This is a genomic window from Streptomyces sp. NPDC001668 (assembly GCF_042893155.1).
Lineage (GTDB): Bacteria > Actinomycetota > Actinomycetes > Streptomycetales > Streptomycetaceae > Streptomyces.
Genome location: NZ_JBIAUQ010000001.1, coordinates 855,502 through 877,191 on the forward strand (window position 1 = coordinate 855,502; position 21,690 = coordinate 877,191).

Annotated in this window: 17 protein-coding genes and 1 pseudogene; 11 read left to right on the forward strand and 7 right to left on the reverse strand. The window is 71.0% G+C overall.

Going from position 1 to position 21,690, the window contains the following annotated elements; all coding sequences use genetic code 11:
• Nucleotides 1-17: 17 nt before the first annotated feature.
• Complete coding sequence (locus ACFYZ8_RS03795; RefSeq protein WP_388538503.1) at nucleotides 18-2,072, reverse strand: TerD family protein; 2,055 nt, start codon at nucleotides 2,070-2,072, stop codon at nucleotides 18-20.
• Nucleotides 2,073-2,324: 252 nt separating this feature from the next.
• On the opposite strand from ACFYZ8_RS03795, the gene ACFYZ8_RS03800 reads away from it, so the two are divergent.
• Together ACFYZ8_RS03800 and ACFYZ8_RS03805 are read left to right on the forward strand one after the other, a co-directional pair.
• Nucleotides 2,325-3,098, forward strand: coding sequence for an IclR family transcriptional regulator (locus ACFYZ8_RS03800; RefSeq protein ID WP_359038405.1), 774 nt, complete (start codon nucleotides 2,325-2,327; stop codon nucleotides 3,096-3,098).
• A complete protein-coding gene (locus tag ACFYZ8_RS03805) occupies nucleotides 3,095-3,943 on the forward strand; it encodes an SMP-30/gluconolactonase/LRE family protein (RefSeq protein WP_388538501.1) in 849 nt (282 codons plus the stop codon). Before ACFYZ8_RS03800 ends, ACFYZ8_RS03805 begins: the two co-directional genes overlap by 4 nt.
• Here the strand turns inward: ACFYZ8_RS03805 and ACFYZ8_RS03810 are convergent, their stop codons facing one another.
• From ACFYZ8_RS03810 to ACFYZ8_RS03820, 3 genes are read right to left on the reverse strand one after another with little or no spacing between them, the layout of a single operon-like run.
• The gene (locus ACFYZ8_RS03810; protein ID WP_388538499.1) at nucleotides 3,944-5,344 is read right to left on the reverse strand and encodes an NAD(P)/FAD-dependent oxidoreductase; all 1,401 of its coding nucleotides are present in this window, start codon (nucleotides 5,342-5,344) and stop codon (nucleotides 3,944-3,946) included.
• Nucleotides 5,337-6,569, reverse strand: coding sequence for an MAB_1171c family putative transporter (locus ACFYZ8_RS03815; RefSeq protein WP_359038399.1), 1,233 nt, complete (start codon nucleotides 6,567-6,569; stop codon nucleotides 5,337-5,339). The genes ACFYZ8_RS03810 and ACFYZ8_RS03815 overlap by 8 nt, the downstream gene beginning before the upstream one ends.
• Nucleotides 6,566-7,162: a toxin-antitoxin system, toxin component family protein gene (locus tag ACFYZ8_RS03820; protein ID WP_359038397.1), complete on the reverse strand. Its 597-nt coding sequence runs from the start codon at nucleotides 7,160-7,162 to the stop codon at nucleotides 6,566-6,568. Before ACFYZ8_RS03820 ends, ACFYZ8_RS03815 begins: the two co-directional genes overlap by 4 nt.
• 179 nt (nucleotides 7,163-7,341) lie before the next feature.
• On the opposite strand from ACFYZ8_RS03820, the gene ACFYZ8_RS03825 reads away from it, so the two are divergent.
• The 5 genes from ACFYZ8_RS03825 to ACFYZ8_RS03845 all read left to right on the forward strand — a co-directional run bounded on the left by ACFYZ8_RS03825 (nucleotide 7,342) and on the right by ACFYZ8_RS03845 (nucleotide 13,775).
• The gene (locus ACFYZ8_RS03825; RefSeq protein WP_388538496.1) at nucleotides 7,342-8,691 is read left to right on the forward strand and encodes an extracellular solute-binding protein; all 1,350 of its coding nucleotides are present in this window, start codon (nucleotides 7,342-7,344) and stop codon (nucleotides 8,689-8,691) included.
• A complete protein-coding gene (locus ACFYZ8_RS03830; protein ID WP_359038393.1) occupies nucleotides 8,688-9,626 on the forward strand; it encodes a sugar ABC transporter permease in 939 nt (312 codons plus the stop codon). Before ACFYZ8_RS03825 ends, ACFYZ8_RS03830 begins: the two co-directional genes overlap by 4 nt.
• Nucleotides 9,623-10,486: a carbohydrate ABC transporter permease gene (locus ACFYZ8_RS03835; RefSeq protein ID WP_359038391.1), complete on the forward strand. Its 864-nt coding sequence runs from the start codon at nucleotides 9,623-9,625 to the stop codon at nucleotides 10,484-10,486. Before ACFYZ8_RS03830 ends, ACFYZ8_RS03835 begins: the two co-directional genes overlap by 4 nt.
• A 784-nt stretch (nucleotides 10,487-11,270) precedes the next feature.
• On the forward strand, nucleotides 11,271-12,236 hold the full coding sequence (locus ACFYZ8_RS03840; RefSeq protein WP_388538495.1) for an arabinan endo-1,5-alpha-L-arabinosidase: 966 nt from the start codon (nucleotides 11,271-11,273) through the stop codon (nucleotides 12,234-12,236).
• Nucleotides 12,237-12,257: 21 nt separating this feature from the next.
• A complete protein-coding gene (locus tag ACFYZ8_RS03845; RefSeq protein ID WP_359038387.1) occupies nucleotides 12,258-13,775 on the forward strand; it encodes an alpha-N-arabinofuranosidase in 1,518 nt (505 codons plus the stop codon).
• A gap of 18 nt (nucleotides 13,776-13,793) precedes the next feature.
• On the opposite strand, the gene ACFYZ8_RS03850 is transcribed toward ACFYZ8_RS03845, so the two are convergent.
• On the reverse strand, nucleotides 13,794-15,566 hold the full coding sequence (locus ACFYZ8_RS03850) for an endo alpha-1,4 polygalactosaminidase (RefSeq protein WP_388538493.1): 1,773 nt from the start codon (nucleotides 15,564-15,566) through the stop codon (nucleotides 13,794-13,796).
• Between the two features lie 51 nt (nucleotides 15,567-15,617).
• Nucleotides 15,618-18,605, reverse strand: coding sequence for a beta-galactosidase (locus ACFYZ8_RS03855; RefSeq protein WP_388538491.1), 2,988 nt, complete (start codon nucleotides 18,603-18,605; stop codon nucleotides 15,618-15,620).
• Between the two features lie 110 nt (nucleotides 18,606-18,715).
• Here ACFYZ8_RS03855 and ACFYZ8_RS03860 point away from each other — a divergent pair, with 110 nt between their 5' ends.
• Nucleotides 18,716-19,174, forward strand: a complete 459-nt coding sequence (locus tag ACFYZ8_RS03860; protein ID WP_359038381.1) for an Rrf2 family transcriptional regulator — start codon at nucleotides 18,716-18,718, stop codon at nucleotides 19,172-19,174.
• A gap of 172 nt (nucleotides 19,175-19,346) precedes the next feature.
• Complete coding sequence (locus ACFYZ8_RS03865) at nucleotides 19,347-19,997, forward strand: DUF4360 domain-containing protein (RefSeq protein ID WP_388538489.1); 651 nt, start codon at nucleotides 19,347-19,349, stop codon at nucleotides 19,995-19,997.
• A gap of 44 nt (nucleotides 19,998-20,041) precedes the next feature.
• On the opposite strand, the gene ACFYZ8_RS03870 is transcribed toward ACFYZ8_RS03865, so the two are convergent.
• Nucleotides 20,042-20,842: an intradiol ring-cleavage dioxygenase gene (locus ACFYZ8_RS03870; protein ID WP_388538487.1), complete on the reverse strand. Its 801-nt coding sequence runs from the start codon at nucleotides 20,840-20,842 to the stop codon at nucleotides 20,042-20,044.
• A gap of 146 nt (nucleotides 20,843-20,988) precedes the next feature.
• Here ACFYZ8_RS03870 and ACFYZ8_RS03875 point away from each other — a divergent pair, with 146 nt between their 5' ends.
• Nucleotides 20,989-21,294, forward strand: a complete 306-nt coding sequence (locus ACFYZ8_RS03875) for a hypothetical protein (RefSeq protein WP_359038377.1) — start codon at nucleotides 20,989-20,991, stop codon at nucleotides 21,292-21,294.
• Between the two features lie 73 nt (nucleotides 21,295-21,367).
• A pseudogene (locus ACFYZ8_RS03880) lies at nucleotides 21,368-21,610 on the forward strand (putative immunity protein); the annotation flags it as partial.
• Between the last annotated feature and the right edge of the window lie 80 nt (nucleotides 21,611-21,690).

The window sequence follows — 21,690 nt, forward strand, 5'->3', positions numbered from 1 at the left end:
GGACGACCGCCCTCAGGTCATACGCCGGTGCGTTCCCTCACCCCTGTTCGCCGGGGCGTGGGACCATCGAGGTGGACCATCACCGTGGAGTAGAAGCGGTGCACGGCGTCGTCGACGCTCCGGATGAAGCTGGACTCGGCGTTGCCGCGGCTGTTTCCCATGTTCTTGAAGAGGGACAGACGGAAACCGGTGATGGCCGCGCCGCCCTTCGGCAGCATGTCCGCCGGTTCGGGCCGAAGCCGCTCCAGCGTGCCCCGAGGGCCTCCCGTCTGGCCCTCCACCAAGGTCTCGACGTGCAGGTCCGCCGGTGCCTCGGCGAGGCGGCGGACCAGACGCTTGGCCCAGGTCAGGGGGTAGCCCTGCTCGGGCGCGGGAATCTCGATGGAGGTGCGCAGCCGACCGGTGCGCAGATCGGCGCCGATCGTGAGCAGGCCGGGTGCCTGCTCCACACGAAGCTCCGCCTGAAGTCTGCCTTCCGCGCAGAGCCGGTCGGCGAGCTGCATACGGCGGGCCTCGGGGTCGCTGCCGCGTCTGGCGCGCTGGGCGGGCAGCACCTTCTGCCCGAGTTCGCCGCCGAGCCTGAGGCACACCTGGCGGACGAGCCGCTCCCAGCTCTCGACCACTTCGAGGGCGCGCGGGTCGCCCTGGCACAGGGTCTCGTCGCTGATGCCGTTGCGAACCGGCACCCAGGCGGAGCCCATGTTCTGGAAGCCGTGGCAACCGGAGTTCTCGTGCTGGAGATAGTGCAGCAGCTCCTGGAGCAGCCAGGTGCGTGCCGCGTTTCCGACACCCTCGTGCCGGATCAGCAGCTGCGCCTGATGGGCCACTTCGGCCCATGACAAGTGCCAGAGCGCCACCTGGTGCTTGCGCCGCCGGTCGATCTTGACATCGACCAGGGGGCTGCCCTCCAGCGCCACGTCGTTCGACAGCGTGATCACGGCCTCGTAGCCACGCCGGGCGGCGATGTCCATATAGGCCTGGACCTGGTCGGCCCTGAGGGCGTTGCCGTTGGTCTTCGTCTCGACAAGAGCCGTCCACAGCTTGCCGGCCCGCTCGATGCGGATCACTCCGTCGGGACGCCGGGGTGTATCGCCGTGCGGGAGGGAGACTTCGGTGAACGTCTCCATACGGCCGGACGGCGCCCCGAAGGCGGCGGTGAGCCGTCTGCCGAACCGTGGCACCTGGGTCATCACCGACAGCAGTACCGAAGTGGCGCGCATCTCGCGGTCCCGGTCGCTCTTGAGCGCGGACACCGGAAAGAGCCTGGCGGGCTTCCACGAGTCGTTCTCCGCGAGCGACTTCGGCGGTGCGCTCGGCAGTGCGGCCTTCTTCTTGGCCGTGCGGGGCCGGGCAGCCGGTTTGCGTGGTCCGGATTCGTCCGCGGACCGGCGGGGGGCCGGGACGGCTTCCAGCGTGCCGGACGGACCCGGCTCCGGATCCGTGCCCGGCGGCATACCGGTCGGCTGACCCTCTTCAGACGGAGTCGGAGGGGACACGACCGGCACGTCGTCGACGGCCTCCACGGCCGCCTCCGCGTCGTCGTCGACGTCCACCCCGAAGTCCGTCGCCAGCCCGGCCAGCCCCGAGTCGTAGCCCTGGCCGACTGCGCGGAACTTCCAGTCGTCGCCGCGTCGGTACAGCTCGCCGAAGATGATCGCGCTCACTGTTCCGGCGTCGCCGATGGCGAAACGGAGGAGGGTTTCACCGGTCGCGTCGGAGAGGGTGACGCGGAGGTCGTCCAGTTCGCCGAAGTGGGCGCCTTCGTAGCGGCTCGCGGCCACCACGATGCGGTCGACCTCGGGCGGGACCGCGGTCAGGTCGAAGCCGATCCGGTCTTCGTTTCCGTCCTCCGTGGGTGTCTTGTCCAGCAGCTGCACGCTTCCGTCGGCCGCCACCGGGTTGTTGTAGAAGTAGAAGTCCCCGTCGCTGCGGACCTTACCGTCCTGTCCCAGCAGTAAGACGGACACATCCGCGTCGCCGTCCCCCGCCGGGCTGCTCCAGCCCAGGCTCACGATCACCGAACCGGTGTTCTCGCTCAGGGCCGACAGGGCAGTGTTGGACCCCTTGGTCATTTCAAGCACGAGATCCCCCCTGGATCACATCCCCCAGAACACACCACGCACTGTGACGCGTCACACGCGAACACAGTAATACCGGCAGCTCGCACCCGGGTCCTTCCTGCGAAAACAGGACCGACAGGCACTTCATCAACCGCAGGACCATTGCCGGAGGAAACCGCCTGTCGCTAGCCTGTGTTCGTTATGCCGATCGTCTGTTGAAATTTCGAACGCAGACGCCTTAGACGCAAAGGGAGGGGGCCGGTTGTGGGACGCCTCGTACCTGCCGTGACCCGGGCTCTCGACATTCTCGAGCTCTTCCTCGACGGAGACGGGACGCTCTCCGCCCCCGACATCGTGCGCAAGCTCCAGCTGCCGCGCACCACCGTGCACGAGCTGGTGACCACTCTCGCCGCCCGGTCGTACATCGTCCAGGTCCCCGGCCAGCCGGGACGCTACCGGCTCGGGGTGCGGCCGTACCAGCTCGGCAGCCGGTACGCCGAGCAGCTCGACCTCGCCGCCGAGGGCCAGCAGGTCGCCCGGTCCGTCGCCGAGACCTGTGACGAGACCGTGCACGTGGCGATCCTGGAGGGCACCGACGTCATCTACATCGCCAAGGTCGACTCGACCCACGCGGTGCGGATGGTGTCCGCCGCAGGGCGGCGGCTGCCCGCGCACTGCACCTCCGTCGGCAAGATGCTCCTCGCCTCCCTTCCCGAGCCGCAGCTCGCCTCCCGTATCCCGGAGGACGGCGCGCTCGTGGCCATGACGCCCAACAGCATCACCGACCCGGCCGCCCTGCGCGAGGCCCTCGACGAGATCCGGCAGCGCGGGGTCGCCGTGGAGAACCGTGAGTCCAACCCGGACGTCTCCTGCGTGGCCGCCCCGGTCCGCGACCGCACCGGGCAGGTCGTCGCCGCGCTCTCCATCTCCGTACCGATGATCCGCTGGAGCGAGGACCGCCGCGGCGAGCTGGAGCAGCTCGCGGCCAAGGGCGCCGCCGAGCTGTCCGAGCGCCTCGGCCACCGGAGCGTGGGATGAGCCGCTCGACACGGTACGAGGTCGCCGTGCGTGCCGAGGCCACCCTCGGCGAGGGGCCCACCTGGGACGGTGAGCGGCTGCTGTGGATCGACATCCTCGGGGCCCGGCTGCACACCTTCGACCCCGTCTCCGGCCATCGCACGGTCCGCGTCCTCGAGCAGCACATCGGTGCCGTCAAGCCGCGCGCGGGCGGCGGACTCGTCCTCAACCTCCGGGACGGCGTGGCCCTGCTCGACCCCGACGGCTCCTTGCGCTGGCTGCACCACGAGCCCGTCCCCGGCCGCCGGGCCAACGACGCCGCCGTGGCGCCCGACGGTTCGCTGTGGGCCGGCACCATGCGCTACGACGAGGCCCCGGGCGGCGGCACCCTGTCCCGGATCACGGGTGACGGCACACACCGCACCGTCCTCGACGACGTGGCCGTGAGCAACGGCACCGGGTGGAGCCCGGACGGCCGGCTGATGTACTACATCGACTCGCCGACGCGGCGGGTCGACGTCTTCGACCACCATGACGGGCACATCGAGGGCCGTCGGACCTTCGTCGCCGTCGAGGACGGCGCCGGCTTCCCCGACGGCCTCACCGTCGACGCCGACGGGTGTGTCTGGGTCGCCCTGTGGGACGGGGGAGCCGTCCGGCGGTACACGCCCGACGGCGAGCTGGACCGGGTGATCACCCTCCCGGCCCCGCGCGTCACCGCGTGCGCGTTCGGCGGCCCGGACCTGACCGACCTGTACATCACCACGGCCCGGGTGGGACTGGACGCCCCGCACCCGGTGGCGGGCTCCCTGCTGGTGGTGCCGGGCGCCGGGAAGGGCGTACCGCAACAGCCCTTCGCGGGCTGACTACTCCAGCCCCGCCTTCTTCAACTCCTCGGCGGTCAGAGGCGGTTCGGTGAGCGGCGGCTTCAACGGCCCGGCCGCCGCCGCCAGCAGGACAGCCGGCGCCAGCAGCACCTCGGCCCGCCGCTCCAACGACGTGACGTCGGTGACGCGGCGGGCGATCCGCCCGTTGCCGGTCGCCGTGTACATCAGCCGGTCGACGTACGCGGCCACCAGGCGGTCCCGCAGCGTCGGCCCGTCCTCGGTGGCGCCCGGGTAGAACACGTCCTGCCCGATCGCCAGGTCCCACGCGGCCCCGGCCGGCCCGGCGACCGCCTTCTGGATACGGCGGGACAGACCGGGCGAGCCCCAGCCGTGCCGTCGTACCGCCGCCCGCAGCGCCACCGCGCCCTGCGCCGCCACCGACAGGCCGTGCCCGTACACCGGGTTGAACGCGGCGACGGCGTCGCCCAGCACGGCGAAGTTCTCGGGCCAGGCCGGCATCCGCTCGTAGAAGTGGCGGCGGTTGGCCGTCGTGCGGGTGAGGGCCACGTCCGTCAGCGGCTCGGCCTGGTCGAGCAGGTCGGCGATGACGGGGTGGCGCAGCTCCGCACGGGCGTACCGGGCGAAGTCGGCGGTGTCGGCGGCGGGTTCGCCGCCGCGGGTGCCGTACAGCGTCACCAGCCACTGCCCGTCCTCGATCGGCAGCAGCACACCGCCGCGTCCGGGCCGGCCGGAGCGCGCGTCGGGCTGGACGCTGACGACGGGGTAGCCCTCGCGGGCCGGTTCGGGGGCGCGGTAGCGGCGGCTGGCGTAGGTGAGGCCGGAGTCGACGGTGCGGCTGCGGGGGGCGGGCAGGCCGAGTTCGGCCAGCCAGTGCGGGGTGCGGGAGGCGCGGCCCGTCGCGTCGATCACCAGGTCGGCGCGCAGGGTGCGTTCGGCGCCGTCCGTCCGGACCCGGACGCCGGTGACCGCCGCTCCCGTGCCGTCGAGTCCGAGGACCTCGGTGTCCTCCAGCAGTTCGATCCGGTCGTCGGCCAGCACCTGGGCACGCACCGTGGCGTCCAGCAGGTCCCGGCTGGACAGCAGCATGAAGTGCGACTCGGCCCAGCGGCGGAACCAGCCGCGCGGCGACAGCGCCACCATGTCCGTGGTCACCGGCAGCCGGTGCGCCCCGGCCGCCCGCAGCCGTCCCGTGACACCCGGCAGCAGTTCCTCCAGCGCGATCGCCCCGCCGGACCACAGCTGATGGACGTGGCGGGCCTGCGGAAGTCCCTTGCGGGGCGCGGGACCCGAGGGCAGCGCATCGCGTTCCACGACGACCACCCGGTCGGCGAGTCCGGCCAGGGCGGCTGCCGCGAGCATGCCGGTGTGGGACCCCCCGAGGACGACGGCGACTCTGGCGGGGGAGGGGCGTTCAGTCATGCGTGGACATGCTCTCTGCCGGGACGGCCGCGCGGGCGCGCACCGCCGTGATCTCGTCGGGACTGTGCAGGGCCGCGGAGACGGCGTGGATCTCCTGCAGCAGGTATGCGGTGTCGAGAGCCGTCGTGTCGTCGCCGTCCGCCGCGTGCCGTCCGGTCTCCACGGCGTCCAGGATCGTCACGGCGGCGGCGAGGGCCTGGGCGCGGCCGGGTTCGGCACCGAGGGCGCGGGCGGCGTCGTAGGAGCGCCGCCGCAGGCCCTCGTCGAGGTGGCGGGAGAGCTGGAGGAGCGCGTCGCGGATGTAGGTCTCGCGGCGGATCAGGCGGATCTCCGGGGTGGCCTGGAGGGCGAGGGGCTCGCGGCGGCCCGGCACCGCCCGCAGCAGCCGGGCCAGCGGCTTCAGGTTCCGGCGCCGGCGGCGGACCAGCCAGCGCTCCTGGAGGTACTGGCCGGCGTGCGGCACGATGACGCCGGTGGCGACCATGGTGGCGCCGATACAGGCGGCGGACGGCGCGATGTTGGTGTTGAGCCAGTCCAGGTCGTGCCCCGTCCACCGGGCCACGATGGCGGTGAACTTGGCCGCGCTGAACAGGAGGTTGGTGACGTAGCCGACGGTCAGGAACCTCAGGCCCCAGCGCAGCCAGCCGTCGAGTCCCTCGGTGCGGATCCAGGTCCAGATGAGCCGGGCGGTGATCAGACAGGCCGCCGTGTGCACGATCAGATAGAGGAGGATCTCCTCGCGCATGAAGGGTGTGGTGGCGTAGTACGTGTCCAGGTCCCGGATCTGCTCCACCGGTACGTCGGCGAGCGCGAACAGCACCCACAGCGCGACCACCACGGCCGTGTAGACGCAGACCACCCACCGGGTCGCCCGACGTGTCTGCTCGCGCCGGTCGGTGTGACCGTTGCGCCAGTGCACGACCAGCAGCAGCCAGGACGCGGACAGCGCGGTGATCAGGGAGTACACCCAGGGGGCCGCGATGTTGGGGACGCCGGTGACCCGGTTGGTCCAGGCGATGGTGGTCGGGGCCGCGAAGACGAACACCGCGCAGGCGAGCAGCAGCACGCCGCCGACGGCGCGCAGCAGGGGGTCCCGCCACAGCTTGACGATGCTGGGCAGTTTGATCGCCAGGGCCGCGCCCAGGACCAGTCCCGGGAGCCAGAAGGAGATGCGCAGGCCGGTGAGGAACGCGGCCGGCCCCTCGGCCAGTTGCTGAGGTGTCACAGGGCTCCGCCTCCGCGTCCCCGGTAGCCGAGCGACCGCTGTACGGGGTCCGGTCCGCCGCCGGAGCCGGGCGCCTGGACGAACGGCCGGAAGGCGGCCGCCAGCCGGTGCCCGAAGTCGTCGGCCTCGGCCTCGTCGGCTGCCCGGGAGCCGTCGCGGGCGGCGACGGCCAGGGCGACGGAGTCCCAGCCGGGCCGGCCGGCCAGCGCGTCCGCCGCGGCCGCGTGATGGTGGGCGTGGCCCGCGTGCAGGTGCCACAACTCGTGGCCCAGGATGACCAGTTGCTGCATCTTCTCGGCGCGCTCCTCGACGATGACGAGGTCGAAGTCCTGGAACTCCACCCACAGTCCGGTCACCGCGATCTCGTCGGGGAACCGCTCGAAGCGCAGATCGACGGGCCGGCCGCCGCGGCGTGCGCTCATCTCCTGGCACAGGGCCCGGCACAGCTCGGGCACGTCGGCCGGGGGGCGGGGCCTGGCCCGGACCGCGGCGGTCAGGTGGGAGACCAGTTCGCGCATGGCCGGGGTCGCACGGGTGCGTCGTAGCGCCGAGGCGATCCGGGCCGCGCTCCTGCGCGCGCCCGCGATGTCCATCCCACCCCCTGAACTCTCCCGCCGCCGTAGGACGGGCTGTTCGAGACTACGCGCCCCGCCTCATCCCGTCACGCGATCCTTTTTTGCTGCGCACCCCATTGACTGGAAAGCGCTTCCTGCCTACGGTCCCGTTCGAAGTTACGAGCGCAATTCGAGATCTCGAACAGATAGGGCAGGGAATGGGACGACCTGACCTGAGCCGCAGGCAACTTCTCGCCGCGGCGGGCGGATTGACCGTCGCCGCCAGCTTCGGCTTCGCGGCCCTCGGCACCGGCGCCGACGCGCTCGCCTCCGGCGCGGACACCCGGGTGCGCTACTGGAACCTCTTCAGCGGCGGCGACGGCGCGAACATGATCGCGATGCTGGACGCCTTCCGAAAGGCCCACCCGGACATCGACGTCAAGGACTCCACCCTCCAGTGGGGCAACCCCTTCTACACCAAACTCGCCATGGCGGCCGCGGGCAACCGCGCACCCGACCTCGGCGTCATGCACATGGGCCGGGTCACCGGCTTCTCACCGGGCCGCCTCCTCGACCCGTGGGACGTCGACCTGCTCGCCAAGTACGGCGTACGGGAGCAGGATTACAACCCCGCGCTGTGGAAGCGCGGCGTCATCGACGGCAAGCTCTACGCCCTGCCGCTCGACATCCACGTCCAGCTCTGCTTCTACCGCAAGGACGTGCTGAAGAAGGCCGGCCTGCTCGGCGACGACGGCCGGATGATCCCGGTCACCTCCACCGACGAGTGGTTCGACGTCCTGAAGAAGGCCAAGTCCGCCCAGAAGAAGGGCCTCCAGACGATCGGCCTGTGGACCAACGACCAGAACTTCCAGTGGTGGTTCTTCGTCGCCTTCTACACCCAGCTCGGTGGCCAGTGGTTCAACGCCGACAACACCGAGGTCCTCTTCGACCCCGACAAGGCCACCCAGGTACTGGAGTTCCTCCGCAGGCACGTCACCGACGGGTACGTCATCCCCGGCGCCCCGACCGGTGAGCAGTTCATCAACGGCGCCCCCTTCACCTGGGAGGGCAACTGGTCCGTGCCCGTCTTCTCCGGCGCCAAGCTCGACTACGGCGCGACCCCGCTGCCGCCCGTCTTCGGCAAGCAGGCCACCCACGCCGAGTCGCACGCCTTCGTCCTGCCGCACCAGGCGAACCGCGGCGGCGCCACCAACGAGGGCGCCCACCAACTCGCCGCGTACGTCGTCACCCACGCCCTCCAGTGGGCGGCCGGCGGACACATCCCCGCCTACACGCCGACGCTGTCCACGGCCGCGTACAAGAAGCTCACCCCGCAGAACGAGTACGTCAGCGCCATGGACCACCAGGCCACCGAACCGAAGGTGTGGTTCGCGGGCTCCACCGGTGTGCTCGCCCAGGATCTCGGGCCGGTCGTCGTCTCCTCGACGATGGGCTCCGCGAAGCCCGCGTCGGTGGCGCAGACCATGAAGAAGCACCTCACCAAGCTCCTCGCCTCGAAGAACCCGATGGACGGCAGGACCGCCGCGCAGGGAGGTGCGGTCGCATGACGACCAGCGCTCACACCGTTCTCCCTGGCGCACGCGCCAGGACCGCCACCGCGACGGCGACCGTCCGCCGCAAGCAGGGCTTCCAGCACGGGGGTTGGTTCGTCGCCCCGTTCCTCGCGCTCTTCGCGCTGTTCGTGATCTGGCCGCTGCTGCGCGGTGTCTACCTCAGCTTCACCGACGCCAACATCTCCGGCGACGGCGCGAGTTTCGTCGGCCTCGACAACTACCGCGAGGCCCTGCACGACCAGGCGATGTGGGACGCGCTCGGCCACAGCGCGTACTTCACGCTGCTGGTCGTCCCGTGCATCACGGTCCTCGCCTTCCTGCTTGCGATGCTGGCCCACAACATCGAGCGCGGCAAGTGGCTGTGGCGGCTGTGCTTCTTCGTGCCGTTCCTGCTGCCCTCGACGGTGGCCGCCAACATGTTCCAGTGGCTGTTCACCCAGGGCATCGGCCTCATCAACGAGACCTTCGGGCTCGACACGCCCTGGCTGACCGACAAGTCGTACGCGATGCTCGCCATCGTCATCGAGACCCTGTGGTGGACCGTCGGCTTCAGCTTCCTGCTCTACCTCGCCGCCCTCCAGGGCATCCCGGACCACCTCTACGAGGCCGCGAAGCTGGACGGCGCGAACGCCTGGCACCGCATGGTCCACATCACGCTGCCGATGCTGCGGCACATCACCGGGCTGGTGATCGCGCTGCAGATCCTCGCCTCGCTCCAGCTCTTCGACCAGGCCGTCGTGATGATGGACTTCTCGCCGGGACCGGAGCTCAGCACCCGCTCCTTCGTCCAGTACACCCTCGAACAGGGCTTCACCAGTTACCGCGTGGGCTACGCCTCCGCGATGTCCATCATCTTCTTCGTGATCATCGCAGTCGTCGCGCTGGCGCGGATGTGGCTGCTGCGCAACCGTGAGGAGGGCGGCCGATGACCACCACCGCCGTACAGGTCCGCAAGAGTCCCCGCAAGCCGTGGACACCCAGCCAGATCATTCTCACCCTCCTCGGCGTCGCCGTCTCCGCCGTGTTCGTCGCACCGATCGCGGCCGCGCTGTTCACCTCGCTCAAGTCCGAGGCGGAGGCGGCCGAGATCCCGCCGCACTGGCTGCCGAAGGTCTGGACGGGCCAGGCGTGGAAGGCGCTGTGGGAGACCGGCAACATCACCAACTGGTTCATCAACTCGCTGGTGGTGTCGGTCTGCGTCACCTCCGTGGTGCTGACGGTCAGCGCGCTCGCCGGATACGGCTTCGCCCGCACGGAGTTCCGCGGCAAGAGCGTGCTCATGGGCATCGTCATGTCCGGCCTGATGATCTCCCCGGCGGTCCTCGGTGTGCCCCTGTTCACCACGGTCCAGCAGATGGGGATGGTCGACACCTACTGGGGCATGATCCTCCCGCAGTGCGCCCCCGCCGCCATGGTCTACATCCTCTACAAGTTCTTCCAGGGCGTCCCGCGCGAGTTGGAGGAGGCCGCGTTCATCGACGGCGCGGGCCGCTGGCGGGTCTTCTTCACGATCGTCGTCCCCCTGGCCCGCCCCTCCCTGGCGGCGGTCGGCATCTTCACCTTCATCGCCTCCTGGAACAACTTCCTGTGGCCCTACATGGTGACCAACAACCCCGACCTCATGACCATGCCGAACGGCATCGCGACCGTCATGAACTCCTACGGCATCCAGTGGGCCCAGCTCATGGCCGGCGGCCTCATGGCGGGCCTCCCCCTGATCATCGTCTTCGTCTTCTTCCAACGCCAGATCGTGGCGGGAGTGGCCCACACGGGCCTGGCGGGCCAGTGACGGCGCGCTGCGCTCACGGAGCGGGGGCGGTGGGGCGTTGTCCTGGCGGGCGGCGAGGGGGCGTGACCGCTGTTGCCTGCGGCGCCGGTGTGCCGGTGGCTCTGCGGAGGGCGCGTGGAGGGCCCTCGTTTCTTGGCTGCCGCCGAGGGGGCGAGGCCTCTTCGGCTGCCTGGGGCGCCGGTATGCGGATGGTCCGGCGTGACCCGGCGGTGGCTCTGCCGGGAGCGGTGGCGGTGGCGGTGGCGTGGTCGTCGGTCGGCCGTCGCCGGGGGCTCAGGGCTGTGCCGGCCGGCCGCCGCCCCAGCGGGCCCGTGCCCCCGCCGTGGCACGCCTCGGAGCTCGCCGCCGACCGTGACCTGACGACGGTCCTGCCTGGGCCCGTCGCGTCCAGCGCCCGTGGTCGTCTGACGCGGCCCGAGGCCGCCCGTGGTGGTCCCGCCCTACCGGGGCCCGCTCGTGGTGGTCTCGTGCTGCCTGGCTCCGCCTTGTCTGCCGCTCGTGGTGGTCTCGTGCTGCCTGGCTCCGCCTTGTCTGCCGCTCGTGGTGGTCCCGTGCTGCCTGGCTCCGCCTTGTCTGCCGCCTGTGGTGGTCCCGTGCTGCCTGGCTCCGCCTTGTCCGCCGCTCGTGGTGGTCCCGTGCTGGCCGGCTCCGTCCCGTCCGCCGCCCGTGGTCGTCCCGCGCTGGCCGGCCCCGCCCCGTCCACCGCCCGTAGTCGTCCCGCGCCGCCCGCGCCGCCGCGCCGCACCCGGCCCCACCCGGCCCACACCCCCGCAGGGAGCCTCAGTTGAAGTCCCTCAGGCTTGTCACCGTCCTGGCCGCCGCCCTCGTCGCCCTGCTGCCGGGCACGGCGCAGGCGGACACCGCCTACCCCGACCCCCGTCCGATCACCGGGCAGCAGATCATCCACGACCCGACCGTCATCCAGCTCAAGTCCGGCGGCTACGTGGCCTATTCGACCGGCGGTGTCATCGGGGCGCGGCTGTCCGAGGACCTCACGCACTGGAGCGACGCGGGCAACGCCTTCGCCGAGCCGCCGAGTTGGTGGTACGAGTACAACGACACCGGGGATCCCTGGGCGCCCGACATCTCGTACCGCGCGGGGCGTTACTGGCTCTACTACGCCGTCTCGTCCTGGGGCACCAACCACTCCGCGATCGGTGTGGCCACCTCCCCGTCCGGCCTGCCCGGCACCTGGAGCGACCACGGCAAGGTCTTCACCTCCGAGACGACCGACTCCTGGAACGCCATCGACCCGGCGGTCGTCCGGGCGGACGGCAGGCTGTGGATGTCGTTCGGCTCGTACTGGACCGGCATCCGCATGGTCGAGCTGGACCCGAGGACGGGCAGAGCCCGGCCGGGAGCCACCGTCCACCACCTCGCCACCCGCCCCGACGCCCCGTACGCGGTCGAGGGCCCGTCCATCGTGAGGCACGGCCGCTTCTACTACCTCCTCGCCTCCTACGACGCCTGTTGTGCGGGAGTGAACTCCACGTACAAGATCAGAGTCGGAAGGTCCACGACGGTCACGGGCCCGTACGTCGACAGCACGGGCACACCGCTGCTGGAGGGCGGCGGCGACCTGCTGCTGGCGGGACACGGCCGTTTCGTCGGCACGGGAGGCGAGTCGGTCTTCCGCACCCGTGGTCAGGACTGGCTGGCCTACCACTACTACGACGCAGAGGACAACGGCACACCGAAGCTGGGCCTGAACAGGCTCGGCTGGGTGCGCGACTGGCCGGTTGTCAAGTAACTCCGTTTCTGAAAGGTCTCCATGAGCAAGCCCACCGCCCGCTTCACCCTCGACCCCGCCTTCAGGATCGGCGAGGTCAACCCCCGTGTCTTCGGCTCCTTCGTGGAACACCTCGGCCGCTGCGTCTACACCGGCATCTTCGAACCGGACCACCCCGCCGCGGACGAGGACGGCATCCGCACCGACGTCCTGGACCTCGTCCGAGAACTCGGCGTCACCGCCATCCGCTACCCCGGCGGCAACTTCGTCTCCGGATACAAGTGGGAGGACTCCGTCGGCCCCGTCGAGGACCGCCCCCGCCGCCTCGACCTCGCCTGGCGCTCCACCGAGACCAACCGCTTCGGCCTCTCCGAGTACATCGCCTTCCTGAAGAAGGTCGGCCCCCAGGCCGAGCCCATGATGGCCCTCAACCTCGGCACCCGGGGCGTCGCCGAGGCACTCGAACTCCAGGAGTACGCCAACCACCCCGCCGGGACGGCCCTGTCGGACCTCCGTGTCGCGCACGGCGACAAGGACCCCTTCGGCATCAAGCTCTGGTGCCTGGGCAACGAGATGGACGGCCCCTGGCAGACCGGCCACAAGACCGCCCAGGAGTACGGCCGGATCGCGGCCGAGACCGCCCGCGCGATGCGCCAGATCGACCCCGGCGTCGAACTCGTCGCCTGCGGCTCCTCCAGCCAGTCCATGCCGACCTTCGCCGCGTGGGAGGCGACGGTCCTGGAGGAGACGTACGACCTCGTCGACCACATCTCCCTGCACGCCTACTACCAGCCCGAGGACGGTGACCTCGACTCCTTCCTGGCCTCCGCGGTCGACATGGAGTCCTTCATCGAGAACGTGGTCGCCACCGCCGACCACATAGGCGCGAAGCTCAAGTCGAAGAAGAAGATCAACCTCTCCTTCGACGAGTGGAACGTCTGGTACATCTCGGAGTGGCACGAGATCGAGAACTCCGGCGCGCGGGACTGGGCGGAGGCCCCCCGCCTCCTGGAGGACAACTACAGCGTCCTGGACGCGGTCGTCTTCGGTTCCCTGCTCATCGCCCTGCTGCGGCACGCCGACCGCGTCACCGTCGCCTGCCTCGCCCAGCTCGTCAACGTGATCGCCCCGATCATGACCGAGCCCGGCGGCCCGGCCTGGCGCCAGACGACGTTCTTCCCGTTCGCGCAGGCCTCGAAGTACGGCCGCGGCGAGGTCCTCGACGTACGGGTCGACTCACCGACGTACGAGACGAAGAAGTACGGCGAGGCGGACCTCCTGCACGCCACCGCCGTGCGCGCCGAGGACGGCACGGTCACCGTCTTCGCCGTCAACCGCGGCCAGAGCGAGCCGCTGCCGCTCGAAGTCGCCCTGAACGGACTCGACCTGACGAGCGTGGTCGAGCACAGCGTCCTCGCCGACGCCGACCCGGACGCCCGCAACACCCTGGACGCCCCCGACCGGGTCGCCCCGCACGCGGCCGAGGGCACCGTGCTCAAGGACGGCACCCTCACCGCCGTACTGGAGCCGCTGTCCTGGAACGTGATCCGGCTGGGCTGAACAGGGTCCCCGAGGGCGTCAGCAGGTTTCGCGCAGGAACCCGGCGGCGCCCTCGGGCACGACCTCCTCGTCCCGGCGCACCACGCTGAGGGTCCCGCTCCAGGCGGCGCACGCCGTGGCCAGGCCCTTCTTCGTGTACTCGACCACGAGGACGTCGCCGTCGAAGGCGTCGGCGAACGTGCCGCACTCGTCGTACTCCGCGCACTCCTCCACGAGGGCGAAGTCCAGGCCCACCGACGCACGGTCGGAGACGAGCTCCGCGGTGTTCTTCTGTGCGACGGCGAGGCCCTTGGCGTGGGCGTGCGCCGTCAGCAGCTTCATCAGGGCTTCGGCCTGGGCGGCCTTGAGGAAGGACGGGAAGCGGGTGAAGGAGTCGTAGTTGTCGGGCTCGACGGCCCGGAAGCCCTTGGCCGCGCAGGCGTCGATCCAGGTGTCCAGCCGGTCGGCGATGCGCTCGCGCTTGGCGGCCGTACGGATGTCCAGGACGGCCTCGTTCCAGTCCGTGTCGCGGACGACCTTCCCGTCGGCGTCGCGCAGCAGCAGGTCGGCGTCCCAGTCGTGCTCCTCGTCCGACTCCGCCTGGTAGGCGTTGATGTTGCAGATGTTGTAGAGCCCGGGGGCGGGCGCGTCCTCGTAGCTGCGGCTCACCACCCGGACACCGGGCGCCGGAGGGTACGCGCCACCGATCTGGTAGTCCCAGGGCACGTGCTTGGGCGGGAGCGTCACGGAGGCGGCGGGCGCGGAGTCGGTGGGCGGCGGCCCGACCGGTGACGGGGACGCGCTCTCGGTGTCCGACCCGGCCCGCACCGCCGCGATGCCCAGCCCGGTGACGGCGAGGGCGGCGACGAGACCGACGAGACCGACGAGAACGCGCCGCCGGAGCCTGCGGGTCGCCGCGGAACCGGACGGCCCCGGCGTCACCGGGGACTCCGGCGATACCGGGCGCTCCGGCGGCACCGGTACGGCCGTAGCGGCCGGCGCGTCGGTGTCCGGCAACGCCCTGAGCAGTTCGTGCAGTTCGCCGAGTCCCGGCCGGGCTGCCGGGTCCTTGTCCAGGCAGCGTTCGGCGATGGAGCGCAGCGGTTCCGCGACCCCGTCCAGGGCCGGCGGCTCGTACATCACCTGGTACCCCGTCAGATACGGGCTGCTGCCGTCGAAGGGGCGGCTGCCGGTGGCCGCGTAGACCAGCAGGGACCCCAGCGAGAAGACGTCCGAGGCCCCGGTGACCTCGCGCGGCGCGGCGAACTGCTCCGGCGACATGAAGGGCGGCGTGCCGATCAGCCGCCCGGTCATGGTGAGCGCCTCGTTGTCGACGGCGTACGAGATGCCGAAGTCGATGACGCGGGGCCCGTCCTCGGCCATCAGGACGTTGCTCGGCTTCAGGTCGCGGTGCACCATGCCGACCCGGTGGATGTCCCGCAGTGCCTCGACGAGGCCCAGCGCGAGCACCCGCAGCGCGCTGCCGCGCAGCGGTCCGTCCTGGGCCACGATGTCCGCGAGGGTGCGGCCGGGCACGTACAGCGTCGCCATCCACGGCTGCGGGGCGTCCGGGTCCGCGTCCACCACCGGGGCCGTGAACGCCCCGCTCACCCGGCGGGCCGCCGCGACCTCCTGCCGGAAGCGGGTGCGGAACTCCTCGTCCAGCGCGAACGCCGGGTGCACCAGCTTGACCGCGACCTGCCGCCCGGACTCCGAACGGCCGAGGTAGACGACCCCCATGCCGCCGCTGCCGAGCCGGTCGACCAGCGTGTAGCCGCCGATGGACTCCGGATCGCCGGGGCTCAGCGGCATCGCGGGTCACCCTTCCCGAGTACCGGTGGTCGAAAGTTCAAGGACATCAGGCTAGCGGCCGGGGGAGTCCACCGGCGTGACGGGTACACCTCCCGCCGACGTCCCCAGCAGCCTCAGCCGTACGTCCCCGGGCCCCGACTCCGTCGTCCCGTCGGACAGCACCGCCAGCGCCAGGGTGTTGGTGCCCCGCGTGCGCAGGATGCCGTTCGGCAGCACGAAGCTGTGCTGCGGGCCCACGTCGTTGACGTACTGGCCCATGTTCCAGCCGTTGAGGAAGATCTGGACACGGTAGGCGCGCCGGGGGTCGTCGTCGAGGGTGAGGCCGATCGAGGCGTCGATGCCGGAGTCCACGGCGAGGCGGAACGTCGTCCGGTACCAGGTGACCCCCTGGCGCCGGTCGGCGCGCGGCAACTCCGTGTCCTCCCAGTGCTCCTCGGCGAAGCCCGGCAGGTGCCAGCCCTTGCGCTCCCCGTACAGCCCGCCGTTGTTGAGCGGCCCCCGCACCGGGTCCGGGGTCGTCTCGCCCTGGATACGCCAACTCGCCTTCGGAGAACCGCCCTTGAAGGTGACCGCCGTCAACCCCCGGGCCGCCTTGTGGGAGTCGGCGGACCTGCCGTCCATGTCGTGCGCCATCCGCCGCACGAGGACGGACAGGACACGGGGCGAGTGACCGGCCGGCGGCGGCACGTCGAAGGTGGCCGTCGCCGTCCAACTCCCCTTGCGAGCCGTAGACTTGTCCGGCACCGGCATCCGGTGCGTGCCCATCGGCTCACCGTCCAGCCACGCCATCAGCAGCCCCTGCGTGCCCGTGCTGTAGGCCAGGGACACCGACTCCAGCTCCTCCGCGTCCGTCAGACGTGCCCGGTACCAGACGTCGCCGTAGTGGAAGCCGTAGTCGTCGGCGAACAGCACCGGCTGCCCCTTCGGGACCGGGGTGACGCTGTACGAGCTGGTCCGGTCGGCCGTGGTCCAGCCGGAGTCGTCGTAGTCCGGGGCGGCCTCGAAGTTCTCGGTACGGCGCCGCCAGCCGCCCAGCGCGGGCAGCCGCACCTCGCCCACGGCGGGGATCGGGAGCTGTCCGGGAGTGGGCGGCATGTCGGCGCGCAGGCTGCCCATGGGAGTGACGGAGGCGCGCAGCGGGCGGCCGTTCCAGGTGATCCGGCTCATGCCCCGCGGACCCCACACCTCCATGCCCGTGCCCTCGACGGTGTCGCCGGTGAGATGGGCGGTCGCGCCGTCCAGGGTGACCTCGCGCACCAGCGAGGGCCCGTACACGAGCACCGGTCCCGTCGGGGTGTCCACCGGGAACAGCCGCAGCGCGCCCGGGTCGTCGGCGAAGATCAGCAGCAGCGGGGTGTCGCTGCCGCCGCCCTCGATCCGCACCCGGGCCGGGCCGCCGACGCCCATCGGCACGGTGATCCTCAGGACGCCGAGGTCGTAGTTCCACGCGGGTTCCGCGTCGCCCCGGGTGACCAGCGGCTCCTCCGGGCACTCGAGGAGCACCTGTGCCATCTCGCCGTGCGGGGCCGTGAACACGGCGACGTCCATCCGGCCGACCTTCTGGCACATCATGGGCTGCGCGGTGGCGAACTTGAGAGTGCGCCCGCCCAACTGGAGTCCCGCGGTGAGCAGCCGGGCGTCATGGGCGGCGACGGTGAACGCCACGTCGATCCCGGCGTCCGGGATCGTGGTGGTGATCGGCGCGTCGGTGTCGTTGCGCACGACGTACACATGGGAGCCGGTGTCCGGGTTGGTCAGGTGGTACACCTTCAGCCGCTCGTCGGCGGCCCGCACCGCGTCCGCCCGGTCCAGCTTGGCGAAGTCCGGCACGGTCCGCAGCAGATGGCCGAGCTGGTGGGCCGGGGCGAGCTTCGGTGTCTGCCGGCGTGCCTCGTCGATCGCCGCCCCGTAGTCGTACGACGTGTAGACCTGCGGTGCGGGCAGCCAGCCCCACGAGGTGCCGCCGAAGGTCATGTAGACGTTGTGCACGGTGATGCCGTTGGCGAGATTGGTGAGCTGGAAGCGCCGCTCGTAGGCCGCGTCCCGGCTGTACCGCGCCTGCGCGTACCCCTTGCCGTCGAAGGTGGCCCCGCCCCACGGGTCGAACCAGCCACCGCCGAACTCCGGGATGAACCCGGGCGTCCGGGGGCTGGCCGTCGCCCCGCCCTTCAGCCCGCCCACGCCGAAGTCCCCCCAGTCGGGCGGCACTTCGGACGGCTCGGGGTACCCGTCGAAGCCGTAGAGCCAACCGCGCTCCTCACCGCCGGTGTTGAAGGAGCCGGGGGTCCAGTAGCCGTTCCTGCCCTTGTCGTTGTGGAACAACGGCACGTCGATCCCGTCGGCGCGCACCTTCTTGTACAGGTGGGACATGTAGTCCCGGCCGAGGGGCTCGTCGACGAAGGCGTCGTACTCGTTCTCGATCTGGTAGAGCAGGACCGTGCCCCGGCCCTTGGTGAACAGGTGCCGGGCGGCGATCGCGTTGACCTCGGTCAGCCACTCGTCGACGTACGACAGATAGGCCGGGTCGGAGGTGCGGGCCCGGCCCGCGGTCGCCGTGAGCCAGCCGGGGAAACCGCCGCCGTCGACCTCGGCGTTGATGTACGGGCCCGGGCGCAGGATCACGTACAGGCCGGTCTCGGCGGCCGTGCGCAGGAACAGGTCGAGGTCGCGGACGCCGGTGAAGTCGTACTGGCCGGGGCCGGGGGAGTGGTAGTTCCAGGCCACGTAGACGCTCACCGCGTTGAAGCCGTGGGCGCGCATCTTCTGCAGCACGTCCCGCCACAGCGACGGGCTCGGCAGCCGGAACGGGTGCATCTCGCCCGACCACAGCACCAGGCGGCGGCCGTCGACCAGCAGCGAGTACTTGTCGTAGCCGACCTTGTGCCGCACCCGGTCGGCGGCGGGCGCGCCGGGCGCGGGCCCGGTGGGCACGCTGTGGGAGGCGTAGGCCCGGGTGGTCTCCCCACCGCTGCCACTCAGCGCGAAGCCGAGCGCCGTCGTGCCGGCGAGGGCGCTGAATGTACGTCTGCTCAGCTCCAAGGGAGCGCCTCCTGGTCGTGCCGCGCTTGCGCCAGTCCGTCCGTGGGTGTGGTTGGTGTGCCTATTGTGGCGTGGCCATTGTCTCCGTCCGAACGCCCCACAATTGTCGTATGAGGATCTCTGCACGGGCGGACTACGCGGTACGGGCGGTGCTGGAGCTTGCCGTGAGGCCGGAGGCGGGGCCGGTGAAGGCCGAGGCCATCGCCGAGGTCCAGGACATTCCGCACAAGTTCCTGGAGGGGATTCTCGGCGATCTCAGGCGCGGCGGGATCGTCGACAGCAGGCGGGGCGGGGGCGGCGGCTACCGGCTGGCCCGCGAGGCCTCGGCCATCACCGTCGCGGACGTCATCCGCGCGGTGGACGGCCCGATCGTGTCGGTGCGCGGCGAGCGGCCCACCGGTCTGGAGTACACCGGCTCCGCGCAGCCGCTGCTCCCGCTGTGGATCGCCCTGCGGGCCAACGTCCGCAAGATCCTGGAGGGCGTCACCATCGCCGACATCGCGGGCGACGCGCTCCCCGAGCCGGTGCGGCGGCTCGCGGACGAACCGGCCGCGTGGGAGAACCCCTGACCTCGGGGGTCCAACTTCCCCTGTTTACACGTGAGTCAAGCCATCACCGGAATGGCTGGAGTTCGCCCTGGTGGGGCCACAGGGCGCTCCCTACGATTCGATCGCCGCGGTGCTTCACAGAAACCACACAGGTTCTCCACGCTTCAACTTCAGCGCAGAGGAGAGACCCCCCATGGCAAGTGGACTTCTTCTGGGCGGCGCCATCGCCGCTCTCGTCACCGCGGCGGTGCCCGCGCACAACCCGTCCGGCGGGTTCGTCGACCCGCCCCCGGACAAGATCGTCATCAACGTCGCCACGGTGAACGGCTCCGGCTGTCCCGCGGGCACCGCGGCCGTCGCGGTCTCCGAGGACAACACCGCGTTCACGGTCACCTACAGCGACTACCTCGCGCAGGTCGGCGGCAACTCCGACCCCACCGCGTTCCGCAAGAACTGCCAGCTCAACCTGGTCGTGCACGTCCCCTCGGGCTTCACCTACGCCATCGCCGAGGCGGACTACCGGGGCTTCGCCTCGCTCCAGTTGGGTGCGAGCGCCGTGCAGAGAGCCTCGTACTACTTCCAGGGCTCCTCGCAGACGGCCGCCAAGACCCACCCCTTCACGGGCGCCCTCAACGACAACTGGCAGGCGACCGACACCACCGACTGGGCCCAACTGGTGTGGGCCCCCTGTGGAGTTCAGCGCAACTTCAACATCAACACCGAGATCCGCGTCAGCGCGGGCAGCTCGTCGCCGTCCAAGGTCAGCTTCATGACGATGGACTCGACCGACGGTGACATCAGCACCGTGTACCACATGGCGTGGAAGGAGTGCCCGGGCAATTGAACGGGTGTCGCCCGCCGCTCCTGTGGGCGGCGGGCGACGCGTGATCAGCGTTCGACGCCGAGGGTCAGGGTGCCGGAGTAGCCGGCGGAGGGGCTGCTGCCCAGCGCGGTCAGGGTCAGGAGGCCGGACGCGGCGCCTCCGTCGTCGTAGATCCCGTCCTGGGCGAGGGTGGTGCGGGTGACCTTGTTGGCCGAGTACGGCGCGAGCGCGCCGACCTTGGCGGTGATCTTCTCGTCGAAGAAGAGCTGGCCGGTGTGGAGTTCGGTGCCGCCGGTGAAGGAGCCGTCGGCGGTGAGGGTGACGTTCACGTGCACCTTCACGTGGATGTGCACGCAGCGGCCGACGTACCAGCCCGGGTAGACCGTGGTGATGGCGGCGACCCCTCTGGAGTCGGTCAGGACGCCGCCGCGCAGGAAGGTGCCGCTGTCGGGCTCGCTGTGGCCGTTCTTGCCGACGTAGCCGGAGTACTCGCCGAGTGCGTCGCAGTGCCAGATCTCGACGAGGGCGTTGCTGATGGTGGCGCAGGTGTCGTCGTCGACCACGGTGAGGGAGAGCTTGAGCGGGAAGCCGGTCTTGCCTTCGGTGATGTCGGAGCGGACGTACTGGCCGTCGAGGTAGTAGGGGCCTTCGGTCATCTCCTTGGTGAGGGTGCAGACCGCCGCGGCGGCCACGGGGGCCGTGTCGGCGGTGTCGGCGGTGTCGGTCGTCCGCGGCGCGGCGGCGCCGACGGCGAGGGCGGCGGCGGTGGCGCCGGTGGCGACCAGGACGGTGCGTCGGGTGATCGCGTCCCGCGCGGGGAGGCCGGTCGTGGGGGTCTCGTTCTCGTTCATGGGGGTGTCTGTCATGGACACGGCACCCTAGAAGGGGTTGCTGTTGGTGAGCTGTCAGTTCGGCAAAGTGAGGGATCGTCAAGTTTCTTGCGAGACAGCTTGCGGTGTCGGGCGGGGTGGGCGCGGTAGCGTAGCGGGGCGTATGCCGACAAGGAGGGTAAATGGGGCTTACCGTGCGGGTCGAACGGCGCATCGCGGAGGACTTCCCCGGCCGGGAGGGCGAGGTGGTGGGCGATCTCCTCACCGAGCTGGTCAACCACCTCACCGACCGGGGCGACCAGGAGGACAAGGAGCGGATCGCCGCCGCGACACTGCTGTGCGGACAGGGCCGGGTGGACCGCATCCTCGACGCCGTCCAGCTGGCCAAGGAGGACTGGCGGGACGTACTGGTGGGAGCGGGGCTTGCGGACGCCGGGTGGAGGGAGCGGCTGGAGGCGGACTTCGGGCCGGCGGTCGCTTCCGGCTGACGGGCGCCGGACGGCGGGCGTGGCCCCGCGGGGGTGTTCGAGCCTTTGGGCTTCGACGGGCTTGCGGGGCTGCGTGTCTTTTTGGTTCGTGGATCCTCGCTTCGTGACGATCCGCCGCGGTGGGACCCTCACTGATGCGGATCACCATCTCCTCGCCCTCTGGGCGGCAGCCTGCGCGGAGCACGTCCTCGGCCTGTTCGAGTCGGCTCGGCCCGAGGACCCGCGGCCGAGCCAGTCGATCGAGCATGCCCGCGCCTGGGCGCGTGGCGAGGTCAAGATGATGCAGGGCCCGCGTGGCGCTGCACGGCACGCCGCCTAGGGCCCGTCGTTTGGATCATCTGGTAGTTGGCCAAGGCTACTGACTGGAGAGTCGATCGCGGTGCCGATCGCGGCGTA